Source organism: Aeromonas sp. BIGb0405 (assembly GCF_024807335.1).
GTDB classification, from domain to species: domain Bacteria; phylum Pseudomonadota; class Gammaproteobacteria; order Enterobacterales; family Aeromonadaceae; genus Aeromonas; species Aeromonas rivuli.
In genome coordinates this window covers 54675-67734 of sequence record NZ_JANUEP010000002.1, presented here as the reverse complement: position 1 = coordinate 67734, position 13060 = coordinate 54675, and the positions used below count along the sequence as shown (strand labels likewise).

The following is a 13060-nucleotide window of genomic DNA, read 5'->3' as shown; positions in this document are numbered from 1 at the left end:
GCTGCCATAGAAACAACAACGGCGACCCTGGGGTCGCCGTTCTCTTGACTGACACTCTCAATGAGACCATCAGACCTCGGGGTTGAGGCGAGTCGGCAGGCCGGAACGCTGCTCCAGAGCCTCTTTCACCATCTTGGAATCGTTCTCGGCATGAGCGACGAAACGGCTGATGGGGGCCGTCAGCTTGAGGGGGACTGGCGTATTGGAGTTGAACTCGGCCTCGCTGCGCGACAGCGGCTCATGGACTTCCATGTAACGGCTGCCATCGGGTTCGACCGTGGCCTTGACCGGCTGGTTGACGAACTGCACGCGAGTACCGACCGGTACCTTGTCAAACAGGTACTTGATGTCGTCGGCACGCAGACGGACGCAACCACTGCTCACCCGCAGGCCGATGCCGAAGGTCGCGTTGGTACCGTGGATGGCGTACAGGTTACCGATATAGAGGGCATGCAGACCCATGGGGTTATCCGGGCCGGCCGGCCAGACAGCGGGCAGCGTCTTGCCTTGCGCGGCATAACGGCGACGGATGTTCTCGGTCGGCGTCCAGGTCGGGTTGGCACGCTTGCGCTCCACCTTGGTGACCCAGTTTTCCGGGGTGTTGACCCCAAGCTGGCCTATGCCTATCGGCAACACCTGCACCACATTCTTGCCCTTGGGGTAGTAGTAGAGACGCATCTCGGCCACGTTGATGACGATGCCCTCACGGGGCGCATCCGGCAGTATCAGCTGATGAGGGATCACCAGGGTGCTGCCCGCTTTGGGCAGGAAGGGATCCACGCCGGGGTTCGCTTCCATGATGTTGGTCAGCCCCAACTGGAAGTCGGCGGCGATCTGTTCGAGGGGGCGGTTGTCCGCCGGCACCACGTACTCCTGATTTTCACCGATCAAACGGCTCTTGGCGGTAGGCAGAGCATATTCAACAGCGGCGGCTTGCTGGCTGACCAGTGTCAGGCTGCACAAGAGGGCCGAGGCGGCGACGCGAACCGTGGTACTAAAGGCGTTCATACAATTCCTATAGGTGTTTCTGTGACCTGATCTGGGGAAGGTGCACGCTCATCATGAGCTGCCAGCACCCTTGGTGCGCATTCTTCCCTGCCGTGACACAAATTTCAACGTCCAGACGGGGGATTTATCACTCAAAGGCCCCGCTTTGACACTATTTAATGATTTACCCTACTGCCCTTTGGCTGACTATTCCATGAACAGTGGGATCCCGCTTAAGGTTGCTGCTATTTCCCGGCCTGTGAAGTGGCTCACAACCGAGGTCAATCGACACCCAACCTTCCTCCTTGCGCCTTATAATGCCAGCGCCAAAAAAAGGCGCTAACCTATTGACGCTACGGGAAATATAATGAAAAACCTCAATAAAACCCTACTGGCTGCCGCCATTTCCCTCGGATTACTGGCAGGCTGTAACAGCAACAATGACTCCAAGGCCCCCGATCCCATGGTTCGCTTCGCTACCTTCAATCTGTCGTTTGATCGCACCGCCCCCGGCATGCTCTCCGGCGAACTGGCCCTGGACCGCGCCGCCCAGGACGCCCTGCTGGCCCGCTACCAGGAGGGTGACGCCAGCCTCGGCAAGGCCGAGATCACCCAGGCCAAAAACGTGCAGCAGATCCGCAATATTGCCGAGATAGTGCAGCGCACCCGCCCGGACGTGTTTCTGCTGAACGAATTCGACAACGACGGCAAGGGCGAGAGCACCGCCGATCTCAAGGCGTTCAACGACAACTACCTGGCCCATGCCCAGCACGGCGAGGTGCAGGCCATCAGCTACCCTGTGATGCAGAATTTCGCCACCAACACCGGCCTGATGAGCGGCCAGGATCTCAACCTGGACGGCAAGGTCAGCAGCGGGCCGGACGATGCCTGGGGCTTTGGCAACTACCACGGCCAGTACGCCTTCGCGGTGATGTCGAAATATCCCATCGACACCAAACAGATCCGCACCTTCCAGCACTTCAAGTGGAAGGATATGCCGGGCGAAACCAACCCCGTCATCGACGATTGCAACAACCCCAGAGCCCCGATCCCGGCCGGTCGCCAGTGTGGCGAGCCCTGGTATGACGGCGCGGCCTGGGCGCAATTCCCGCTCTCCTCCAAGAACCACGCCGACGTGCCGGTGCGCATCAAGCAGGGCAACAAAGAGGTGGTGGTTCACTTCCTCCTCTCTCACCCGACCCCGCCCATCTTCGGCAACGCGGCGCGCCACAACGTCAAGCACAACAGGGCCGAGGTCGCCTTCTGGCAGGACTATGTGGAGAGCGCCAGCTACATGGTGGACGATGGGGGCAAGGCGGGTGGCTTGGCCGAGGGCGCCCGCTTCGTCATCGCCGGGGATCTCAACGCAGATCCGCAAGCGGGTGACGGGGATCTCAGTGCCATCCAGGATCTGCACAACCATGCGCTGGTCAACCAGGCAGTCACCAACGGCGCCCTGATCCCGGTCAGCCAGGGTGGCCCCGAGTGCCTCGCCAGCCAGCCGGATCAGTGCAAGCGCAACAACAACCGCACCACACCGGAACGCATCACCAGCAGCAGCGGCCTGCAGCTCGATCACCTGATCCCCTCCGCCAACCTCAACGCGGTCGCCTCCGGCGTGTTCTGGCCCGCCAGCTTCGAGCCGGGTTACCACCTGGTGTATGACCCACAGCTCGGCATCGCAAAGGGGGTGAGCTCGGATCACCGCCTGGTGTGGGTGGACGTCGAACTGGACCAGTGATCCAAGGGATCCACTCAATGAAAAGCGGGGCCATGATGGCCCCGCTTTTTTGCATCTGGCGCTAGACCAGCTTTTCGACCCGGGCCGGCAAGCCCTGGCGCGCCGAGGAGCCGATGGCCCAGTCCACCAGCGGGTAGCGGCCGTGGCGGCTCGGATCCAGCACCGCCAGATCGTTGAGGTTCACCCCGGCGCCGCGCAGGGGGCTGGCCACCACCTCCTTGCCGTCGACCCAATGCGCCCTCGCCCCCAGCTCCTTGTGACCGAAGCCGTGCTCGATGGCGATGGCATCTTCCTGCACCCCGGCCACGCACTCCGCCAGCCCGATCACGCTGCCATTGGGGGTGCTGACCCGCACCCTGTCCCCGCTCACTATGCCAAGGCGCGCCGCCGTCTCCACGTTGAGCCGCACCCCGTTGCTGGGGTGCACCTGGCGCAGGCGATCCGAGGCTATGCTCATGGAGCTCATGGTGTGGGACTTGTAGCTGGTGAGCAGCAGGGGCCACTGGGCCGGCTTGAACGCCTCGCTCAGCGGTGTGCCATCGGCGAGCTGAGCCAGGAAGAAGCGCGGGGTACCGCTCAGGAACTGGCCGCTCTGGCTGTGACGGCGGCTGCCCACCGCCGGGTTCCACAGCATCAGGGGCTTGGGCCAGCGCTTGCTCGGCTGACCCGCCTCGTCGCGCCCCTTGGCGACCGGCTCGAAGCGCCCGCCCCGGGCAAAGAGGTAGGCGGCGCGGCCCGCCTCCTCCGCGCTCAGGGTGGCGTTGAGGGTGGGCAGGATCCGCTCCACCCCGGACCAGGCGAGATCCTCAGGCCCAATGGCGGGTACGGGCTCACCCAGATAGGCGACGTTGGCCGCGCCGTAGAGGGAGAAGTCCGCCGCCTTGTGAAGACCGTACAGCTTGCCATCCGCCCCTTTCAGGGCCCCCTCGCCAAAGCCCGGCAACCCTAGGCGTTTCGCCACGGCGATGAGGAAGGACTCCATGCAGACGGGATCCCCCGAGGCCGTCTTGGCGACGCGAGGCTCCACCACAGGCCAGCGCCCGGTCGAGACCTTGGTCATGACGCCGTGCCAGGCGGTTGCCCAGCCCCAGGACTCGTAGGTCAGGGTGTCAGGCACTATGTAGTCCGACAGCGCCGAGGATTCGTTGATGAAGCTGTCGATGCTGACAAAGAGCGGCAGCACCCTGGGGTCTTTCAACTGCTCACCTATGGCCTGGTGCAGCCCCGCCTGACCGTAGAGGGGGTTGCCCATGTGGTTGATCCAGGCCTTGGCGCGGTAGGGATAACCGCTCACCGCCGCGGTCAGGTGTTCGCCGAGCAGCGGGCCCGAGATGGGGAACCAGGGCTCGTGAGCCGGATAGGGGTTCTGCCCCGCCTCTTTCTTGCGACGATATTCGGAGGTCTTCTCGTAGGGGAACTTGGAGCGGGACAGGAAGACGCCGGCGGGTTTGACCATACCCGGGAAACTCGCCAGATCGTAGCGCGGCCCGGCGCCGAAGGGGTCGAACTTGCCGCCGCTCGCCACGGCGCCGCCCTTGGCGTTGAGGTTTCCTATCATGGCATTGAGCATCATGATGGCCCAGGCCGTGTAGAAGCCGTTGGCGCTCATGGTGCCGCCGTGGGTGATCACCGCCGCCCGGGTGCCGTGGTTGGTGAACTCCCGCGCCAGCTCCTTGATGTCGGCCACCGGCACGGCGCACTCGGCACTGTATTGCTCGAGGGAGTGCTCCCGGCTCGCCTCGGCCAGCAGCTGGAAGCTGCTCTTAACCGCCAACTCCCCGCCCGGGGTCGAAATGCTGCGCGCCACCCAGAGTCGGGCCCGCTCGCAACGGCCGGCCGGTGTCGGCTCGTCACTGTCCGCCTCCATCACCAGCACGGCATCCCCCTCGCCATAGGCCTCGCCCTCAAAGGGCAGCCCCAGATCGCTGGCGTGCAGCATCTGGCCGAAGCGGGGGTGGGATTCGTCGCAGACCACCAGATGGCTGGCGTTGCAAAAGCCGCGATAGCCGGCCCGCTCGGCGGCCTCGGCATTGGGGGCCGCCAGGAAGGGTTCGGCGTAGCGCTCGTTGTCGATGATCCAGCGCAGCATGGCCATGGCCAGGGCCGAGTCCGTGGCGGGCCTGATGGGCAGCCAGCGGTTGGCGGGGGCAGACGGCAGGTTCACCGTGTTCGGCAGGCTGGGGGCCACCACCACATAGGAGAAGGGCTTGCCCTGCCGTGCCCGCCCCGCCGCCAGCTGGCGGGACTGGCGTTTGAAGGGGTTGCCGGACTGCTGGGGAGAGGTGCCCATGAACAGCAGGAAGTCGCTCTCGTCCCAGTCTGGCTTGAGGTGGGCGTTCTTCTCCAGATCGTCCAGCAGGGCGCCGGCCCCGACCCTAAACGACAGGCCGCAGTAGGCGCCGTGGTTCGCGAAGTTGCGGGTGCCGAAGCCGTTGAAGGTGAAGCGCTTGATGAAGGCGTCGCGCCCCTCGTCCGAGGCGTTGCTCACCAGCAGCTGGTTCGCCCTGGGGCCATATTCCGGGTTGGTGGGATCGAGCGGCTCGGCCAGGTTGCGGATGGCCCTGAGCCCTTCAACCTGACCCTCCCCGAACAGATCGCCCCCCTCCACCACCTCCTCGATCAGTTGCTCGAAGGGGATGCTCTGCCAGCGACCGCTGCCACGGGGGCCGACCCGCTTGAGGCAGCGGGTGACCCTGTGGGGGCTGTCGAGCTGCTCCAGCATGGCGTTGCCCCGGGCGCAGGCGGTGGAGCGGCCATCCAGCCCCCCTTCCTGATAACCGCTGGTGCCGAGCAGCGCCTGCTTGATCGGTGTCTTGAAGTCGATGTGATGCAGGGCAGAGAGCGGGTGATAGGGGTTGCCGAGGATACGCACTATCTTGTCGCTCTCGTTGTCGATGCGGGCCCGCACCCCGCACAGGGTCCAGCAGCCGAGGCACATGGTGTTGGCGAGGCGCTGGTCCGGATTGGGGTGAAGTTCCCCTCCCTCATCGACCCTGTACTCCACCGCCAGGGAGTTGCCGTGGATGGGATCCCGGGTCGGCTTGCCCGAGCTGCCGGTGGCCACCCCGCTCACCACCTGCTTGAGGGTGTCGCTGTAACCGGCCACGAAGAACCCCGTGCCCCCGGCGATGGCGGCTCCCTTGAGAAACTTGCGTTTGCTGTGATCCATCAGAGTGCCTCGCGAGCGCAATGGGTGGTGGCTGCCTGGGTGGCAGATGACGTTGTGGCGGATGGCAGAGCCGGGGCGCGCACCAGCTCGGAGAGCGCCACCAGCAGGGCCAGCAGCAGGCCGAAGGTGCCGAGGATGCCGAGCACCCCGGCCGGCCCCCAGGCTATCTGGTAGACATAGACACCGGCGCCATATTTCGGTGCCAACTGCCCCTGAATGAGCACCAGCCAGCGCAGGCCCCACACCAGATGCAGTGCCAGCAGCCCCAGGCCCCAGGTTTGCAGGCGGGGGGAGAATCGGTGCCCCGCCAGCAGCAACAGGCCGAGCAGGCCCAGGGTCAGCAGCAGCCAGTGGGCCGCCAGCCGCCAGCTAGGATCCAGCCGATAGAGGGCCGCCGCCTCAGCCGCCGAGGCGCCGCCAAACAGGGCCCAGCCCAGCAGGGAGAGCGCAAGCAGGGCCAGGGTCGGGCGGATCTGGCGCAGCAGCCCCGCCTCGGTGTGCTGCTGCCAGCCCGCCAGCAGCCGGTTGAGCAGCAGCAGGGCGCTCTGGGCCGCCAGCAGGGCGCTCAGCGCCAGCAACCAGGGGAGCCAAGGGGTGTGCCAGAGCGGGCGCGCCTGCACCGCCATGGTCTCGAGCCCGGTGTAGAGCGCGATACTGAGCCCGCTCAAGGCCGCCATCAAAGCCAGCGGCTTGCGCCAGGGCTCGCCGGACCAGTTCCCCAGGCAGAGCAGTCGCGCCAGGGCGGCGACCCTGTCCCGCTCCTCGCCGCGTCTGGCCAGGTTGGGCCTTATCAGCAGCCAGCCAAACAGCATGCTGAGCAGGCTGAACAGGGGCAGCAGGTAGGCGCCATACCACATGATGGAGGTGAAGCGGGTCTGGGCGTAGAAGTGCCAGGCCCGGGCTGGCTGGTGCAGATCCGCCGTCAGAGCGATGGGCGCCACCAGACCGGCCCCCATCATCAGCACGGCGGCCAGGGTCTGCAGCCGCCGATCCGGTACCTTGCGCCATAGATCGGCCGCGCCCAGCCAGAGGGCCCCATAGGCGAGGCCGATGAGGAAGAAGTATTGCACCGCCCAGGGCAGCCAGGTGATGGGCTGATCCGGGGCCAGCAGTTCGTTAATGGTCATGGGCTATCTCCTTGCCGTCGTCGCCGAGCAGGGTACGCTGCGCCGGATGGCCGTCGATCTTGCTGACGAAGGCCTCATCCATGCCCAGATAGAAGACCCGCGGCTGGGTATGGGCCTCGGGCTTGAGCACCTTGAGGGCGGACTCATATTCCCGCAGCAACCGGCTGATCTGGCTCTTGGGATCGTTGAGATCGCCGATGATGCGCGCTTCGCCGACGCAGCTCTCCACGCAGGCGGGCAAGAGCCCCGCCTCCAGCCGGTGGGCGCAGAAGGTGCACTTGTCGGCGGTGTTGGTCTCGTGGTTGATGAAGCGGGCGTCATAGGGGCAGGCCTGCACGCAGTAGCCGCAGGCGACGCACCAGTCGTTGTTGACCACCACTATGCCGTCATCGCGCTGGAAGGTGGCGCCGGTGGGGCAGACGTCGAGGCAGGCGGGCTCGGTGCAGTGGTTGCAGAGCCTCGGCAACATCAAGAGGGAGGCGGGGGCATCGAGTGCCGCCACATCGCTCACCTCGTACTGGCTGACCGTGGTGCGAAACTGGCCGAGGGGTGGCTGGTTCTCTATGGTGCAGGCCACTGTGCAGGCCTGACAACCGACGCAGCGGCGCAAGTCAATCAGCATGCCGTAGCGCTTGCGGCCATCCCCCCGGCTGATGGCCGCCCGCCCATTGCGGGGCACGGGGACGGACTGGGCCTGAGCGACAGGGATCAGGGCCGCCCCTGCGGTGAGGGCGGCGATCCCGGATAACAATCGGCGCTTGCTGAGCTCCATGGCGTCTTTCCTTCTGCTGAGCTGGCTTCCCCCAAGAGGGGGGTTGGGCCGATTGTCCGCAACGCAGCAAGTCGCCTCTATTGTGGTTTTCCACATACCGGGAGCCGGGTTGATCCAGCGCAATAAAACCAGCCCCATAACCGCCAAACTGTGACCTAAGCCCCATTCGCCGCCCCATCACGGCGCCAGGGCGGCCCAGCACATCGCCCCGGTGATAGACTGGCTTCCCCACCCCCATCAGCCGCCCAAGGAGAGCACCCTGTTCCGTCACCCCCCCTCATCGCTCGCCCGCCAGCCCCTGCTGGCCCTGTTGCTCTGGATCTGGGTCGCCCCCGCCCTGGCCGGATCTGTGCCGCCCCAGACAGCGTCGGCGCAGGCCCAGACCGAGCCGGTGCGAATAGGGGTGCTGGCGACCCGCGGCCCGGCACTTGCGAAGGCCCAGTGGCAGCCGCTGATGGGCTGGCTGAATGAGCGCGTGCCAGAGCGGCGCTTCGCGCTGGTGCCCCTGGAGCTCGATGCCCTGGCCGAGGCCGTCGCGCAAAGCAGGCTCGACTTTGTCATCACCAACCCGGGCCAGTCGGTGAGTCTGGCGCGCCAGTATCCGCTGGCCTGGCTCGCCACCCTCAAGAGCCCGGCCGGGGGTGACAACCTCGCCATAGGCGCCGCCCTGGTGGTGCGCGCCCATGCCCCCTACCGGCACTGGCAGGATCTCGAGGGACAGCCGGTCGCCGCCGTGTCGGAAAACGCCTTCGGTGGCTACCTCGCCTACCGCTTCGAGGCGGACGAGCAGGGGGTCAGGCTGGAGCGCTTCTTCTCCGCCGTGCGCTTCACCGGCTTCCCCCTGGACAGGCTCATCGAGCAGCTGGCGGCGGACCAGGTGGCCGCCGCCATAGTGCCCGTGTGTCAGCTGGAGCGCATGGTGCGGGAGGGCAAGGTCGCCGACTCGGATTTTCGGGTGCTGGACAACCAGGCGCCGGCGGGCTTTGGCTGCCAGAGCTCGACCCGGCTCTACCCGAACTGGGCCTTCGCCCAGACGGAGCAGGCCTCCCCTGCGCTTGCCCTGGCGGTGACGCGAGCCCTGTTCGACCTGCCAGCAGACAGCGAGGCGGCCATGGCCGCCGATTCGGCGGGCTGGACAGTGCCCACCAGCCAGCTTGGCATCGACCGCCTGCTCAAGGCGCTGGATCGCCACCCCCTGCAGGGCCCCTGGTGGCAATCGGCCTGGCACTGGCTGCGCCAGCATCAGCAGTGGGGCTGGGGGGCCCTGGCGCTGGTGCTGCTGCTCGGCGGCCACCACCTGCTGCTGCAATACCTGTTCAACCGCAGCCAGCGCCGACTGCTCGCCACCCGCCAACAACTCGAGGAGAAGGGACGCCAGCTCGAGCAGGCCAGACGCCTCGCCGAGCTCGGCGAACTCGGCGCCAACATGGCCCACGAGATCAATCAGCCCCTCACCGCCATCGCCAACTACAGCCAGGGTGCCCTGCTGCGCCTGGCAAAACAGGGCCAAGACTCGGCCCCGGATCCTGTGCTGATCCAGGCGCTCGAGCAGATTGGCCTGCAGGTCGAGCGCATCACCCAGACAGTCCAGCGGCTCAGATCCCGGCTGCAAAAGCGTCCCCGCCAAGCCGAGCCCACGGACCTGGTCGCCCTGGTGGAGGGCCTGCAACCCCTGCTCGGTCAGATGCTGGCCCCCCTCGGGGTCACCTTCACCCTGCGCTGGCAGGGGCAGCCGCGCCTGCTCCCCCTGGATGGCACCGGGGTGGAGCAGTTGCTGATAAACCTCATCAAGAATGGCGCCGAGAGCGCGGCCCGAACGGACGGCCCAGCGGCGCAAAGGGCTGAGCCGGGCCGGGTCGAGCTGCTTGCCTGCTTCGAGGCGACGCTCTTGATCCTGGAGATCCGCGACAACGGCCCCGGCCTGAGGATGCCAGAGGCGCTGCTGCAACAGGCGTTTCACAGCGACAAGGAGGGCGGCATGGGGCTGGGGCTCGCCATCTGCCGGGACGTGGTCGAGTGTCATCGCGGCCAGCTCGCCTTGAGCAATCTGAGCCCCCATGGCTGCCTGGCCCGGGTGATCCTGCCCGCCACTCAGCAGCCGCTTGAGGCCGCTTCCCATCCCAATCCAAGGAGCTGATATGCAGTCCGTTGACCGCCCTCCCCTCTACCTGGTCGATGACGACGAGGCCGTGCTCGACTCCCTGCGCTTCATGCTGGAGAGCTGCGACGAGCGGCAGCTACGCTGCTTTGCCGACGGCGAGCGCTTCCTGGCAGAGGTCGATCTGCGCCTGCCCGCCTGCCTCATCCTGGATTGCCGCATGCCGGGGCTGTCCGGCCCCGAGGTGCAGCAGCGGCTGAAGGCGGCCCAGAGCCCCATCGCCATACTGTTTCTCACCGGCCACGGGGAGGTGCCCCTGGCGGTGGAGTCCCTCAAGCAGGGGGCTGTGGATTTCTTGCAAAAGCCGGTGCAGCTGGCCCCCCTGCTCGCCGCCATAGCGCGGGCCGATCAGGCGACCCTGGCCGCGGCGGCGCGCCTTGCCCATCGGCACGCCTTCGAGCGGCTCACCTCCCGCGAGCACCAGCTGTTGCAGCTCATCGCCCAGGGCCACAAGAACCAGCAGATAGCGCAGGATCTCTGCATCTCGGTGCGCACAGTCGAGGTGTGCCGCGCCAGTCTGATGAGGCGGCTCGAAGTGAGCTCCCTGGCCGAGCTGATGCTGCGCTATGCGGCGGTCAATGGGCGGCCCTGAATCGCTCACGCCACGGGCAAACCCCAACCCCGGGACATAAAAGGTGGCGAGATCACACACTTGGCGCCGCCTTGGGGGTAGAGTAGCCCCTTCCCTTTATCAGGGCCGACCTAGGTCCTGCGCATTATTTCGAGGAGACATCATGGAACTGCTGTTACTGAGCAACGGAAAAACCACCGAACACCCGGGCCTGCTCGGCTGGGCCCGCGACCGGGTGCAGACCCTGCTCGCCCGCAAACAGGTCAAGCGCATCCTGCTCATCCCCTATGCGGTGATCCGCAGCGACTGGGATGCCCGCGCCCAGGATCTCGCCGAGAGCCTGGGAGTGGAGACCATCAGCATCCACCAGTTCGACGATCCCGTGGCGGCCATCAACCAGGCAGACGCCATCTTTATCAGCGGCGGCAACACCTGGCGCCTGAACCAGCTGCTGCACGAATACGGTCTGGTGGTGCCCATCCAGCGCGCCGTGCGCGAACGGGGCGTGCCCTATGTGGGCTGGAGCGCAGGTTGCAACGTGGCGACCCCGAGCATCCGCACCACCAACGACATGCCGGTGTGCAGCGCCGCCGTACTGCCGGCCCTGGGCCTGTTCCCGCTGCAGATCAACCCCCACTATCTGGACGCCAGCATCAGCGGCCACATGGGGGAGACCCGGGACGAGCGGCTCGCCGAGTTCTGCGCCATCAACCCGAGCGAATCCGTGGTGGCCCTGCGCGAGGCCAGCCTGTTGCAGATCAGCGGCGAGAGCAACGGCGAGACAGTCGAGTACTGGAGCGTGCGCGGCGAAGGCTTCAAGATCTTCAAGCACGGCGAGACGACCCTGGAGTATGAGGACGCAGCTCCCCTGGCCGCCCTCACTCCCTTCATCCCCAAGATCTGAGTCAGGGGCGCTGCAATGAAAAGAGGGATGGCCAAGGCCATCCCTCTTTCGTTTGCCCCCTCGCACCGGGGTGAGGTCCCGCAAGGGCCCTCACTCCAGGATCGCCAGCGCCTCCTTGCCGCCGCCACGCTTGGGGGCCTTTAGCAGCAACACCAGCGGAATGGCACACAGGCTCACCCACATCATCAGCCGGAAGTCCTGCAGATAGGCGAGCAGGCTGGCCTGGCGGGTCACCTCGCCATTTATCGCGCTGAGCCCTTTGGGCGTCATCAGCTCCGCCATGCCTCCCCCATGATGCAGCGCCTGGTTGAAGGGGGTAATGTAGGAGGCAAACACCTCATGATTCATCTGAGTGCGCTGGGCCAGATAGGTGATGACCACAGAGATGCCGATGCTGCTGCCGATGTTGCGCATCAGGCTGAACAAGGCCGTGCCCTCGGTGCGAAAACGGGGCGCCAGGGTCGCGAAGGTGATGGTGGAGAGCGGCACGAAGATGAAACCCAGACCCAGGCCCTGAACGACCCCGGTACGGATGATGTCCCAGTTGCTGATGTCGGTATTGAACAGCGTCATCTCCCACATGGAGAAGCTGGTGAGCAGCAGCCCCAGCAGGATCAGGATGCGCACATCCACCCGACCCGACAGCCTGCCCACCAGCATCATGGCGAACATGGTGCCGACTCCCCGTGGCGCCAGCAGGTAGCCGACATCGATCACCGGATAACCCATCAATCCCTGCATGAAGGGGGGCAGCAGTGTCATGGTCGCCAGCAAGATGATGCCGACGATGAAGATGAACACCAGGCCGACGCTGAAGTTGCGATCCTTGAACAGGGCCGGCTCTATGTAGGGGTGCGAGTGGGTGAAAATGTGCACCACGAACAGGTAGAAGCAGAGCACCACCAACCCGGTCTCTATGACGATCTCGGCGCTGGCGAACCAGTTCTGGGATTGGCCCCTGTCCAGCGCCATCTGCAACGCGCCTATGCCAATACTGAGCAGGGCAAAGCCGAGCAGATCGAAGCGCCGACTGCTATTGATCTTGGTCTCCTCGATGAAGGCGGCGAGGCCGAACCAGGCCAGCAGGCCGAATGGCAGGTTGATGTAAAACACCCAGCGCCAGTTGTAGTACTCGGTGAGCCAACCCCCGAGCGAGGGGCCCAGGATGGGGCCCACCATGACACCTATGCCCCACATCGCCATGGCAGAACCATGCTTTTCAGGGGGATAGCTATCGAGCAGTACCGCCTGGGAGAGGGGGACCAGGCTGGCGCCGAAGATCCCCTGCAGCAGCCGGAACAGCACTATCTGCTCCAGACTCTGGGCCGCGCCACACAGCATGGAGGCGATGGTGAAACCCGCCACCGACCACATGAACAACCGCTTGCGGCCAATTCGGTCAGAGATGAAGCCGGTCAGCGGCATGAAGATGGCGGCCGCCACTATGTAGGAGGTGAGCACCCAGGAGATCTGATCCTGGGTCGCCCCCATGGCACCCTGCATATGGGGCAGGGCCACATTGGCTATGGTGGTGTCCAGCGCCTGCATGATGGTGGCCAGCATGACCGACAGGGTGATGAAGCCAAGATGTGCCTTGCTGGGTCCTTCCTGAGTCGCTGTTGTCATAGGGT

9 protein-coding genes are annotated in these 13060 nt (G+C 65.6%); 4 read left to right on the top strand and 5 right to left on the bottom strand.

Annotation, left to right across the window (positions count from 1 at the left end):
* Nucleotides 1-69: 69 nt before the first annotated feature.
* Complete coding sequence (locus M2366_RS05060) at nucleotides 70-1008, bottom strand: L,D-transpeptidase family protein (RefSeq protein ID WP_042040929.1); 939 nt, start codon at nucleotides 1006-1008, stop codon at nucleotides 70-72.
* Nucleotides 1009-1354: 346 nt separating this feature from the next.
* Here M2366_RS05060 and M2366_RS05055 point away from each other — a divergent pair, with 346 nt between their 5' ends.
* Nucleotides 1355-2728 carry an endonuclease/exonuclease/phosphatase family protein gene (locus tag M2366_RS05055; RefSeq protein WP_259269135.1) on the top strand — a complete coding sequence of 458 codons (1374 nt, stop codon included), beginning with the start codon at nucleotides 1355-1357 and terminating at the stop codon, nucleotides 2726-2728.
* 61 nt (nucleotides 2729-2789) lie between these two features.
* On the opposite strand, the gene M2366_RS05050 is transcribed toward M2366_RS05055, so the two are convergent.
* The 3 genes from M2366_RS05050 to dsrO are packed head-to-tail and all read right to left on the bottom strand — an operon-like array spanning nucleotide 2790 to nucleotide 7796.
* Entirely contained in the window at nucleotides 2790-5897 is a 3108-nt protein-coding gene (locus M2366_RS05050; protein ID WP_259269134.1) for a tetrathionate reductase subunit A, read from the bottom strand.
* On the bottom strand, nucleotides 5897-7024 hold the full coding sequence (nrfD, locus tag M2366_RS05045; protein ID WP_259269133.1) for an NrfD/PsrC family molybdoenzyme membrane anchor subunit: 1128 nt from the start codon (nucleotides 7022-7024) through the stop codon (nucleotides 5897-5899). Before nrfD ends, M2366_RS05050 begins: the two co-directional genes overlap by 1 nt.
* The gene (gene dsrO, locus M2366_RS05040) at nucleotides 7014-7796 is read right to left on the bottom strand and encodes a sulfate reduction electron transfer complex DsrMKJOP subunit DsrO (RefSeq protein ID WP_259269132.1); all 783 of its coding nucleotides are present in this window, start codon (nucleotides 7794-7796) and stop codon (nucleotides 7014-7016) included. The genes nrfD and dsrO overlap by 11 nt, the downstream gene beginning before the upstream one ends.
* A gap of 298 nt (nucleotides 7797-8094) precedes the next feature.
* Here dsrO and M2366_RS05035 point away from each other — a divergent pair, with 298 nt between their 5' ends.
* From M2366_RS05035 to pepE, 3 genes are all read left to right on the top strand, one after another.
* Nucleotides 8095-9933, top strand: coding sequence for a PhnD/SsuA/transferrin family substrate-binding protein (locus tag M2366_RS05035; protein ID WP_404972789.1), 1839 nt, complete (start codon nucleotides 8095-8097; stop codon nucleotides 9931-9933).
* 1 nt (nucleotide 9934) lies between these two features.
* Nucleotides 9935-10546: a response regulator transcription factor gene (locus M2366_RS05030; RefSeq protein WP_259269130.1), complete on the top strand. Its 612-nt coding sequence runs from the start codon at nucleotides 9935-9937 to the stop codon at nucleotides 10544-10546.
* 142 nt (nucleotides 10547-10688) lie between these two features.
* Nucleotides 10689-11429 (top strand): dipeptidase PepE, encoded by a 741-nt coding sequence (pepE, locus tag M2366_RS05025; RefSeq protein WP_259269129.1) that lies wholly within the window; start codon nucleotides 10689-10691, stop codon nucleotides 11427-11429.
* 90 nt (nucleotides 11430-11519) lie between these two features.
* On the opposite strand, the gene M2366_RS05020 is transcribed toward pepE, so the two are convergent.
* Nucleotides 11520-13055 (bottom strand): DHA2 family efflux MFS transporter permease subunit, encoded by a 1536-nt coding sequence (locus M2366_RS05020; protein WP_259269128.1) that lies wholly within the window; start codon nucleotides 13053-13055, stop codon nucleotides 11520-11522.
* Nucleotides 13056-13060 lie beyond the last annotated feature (5 nt).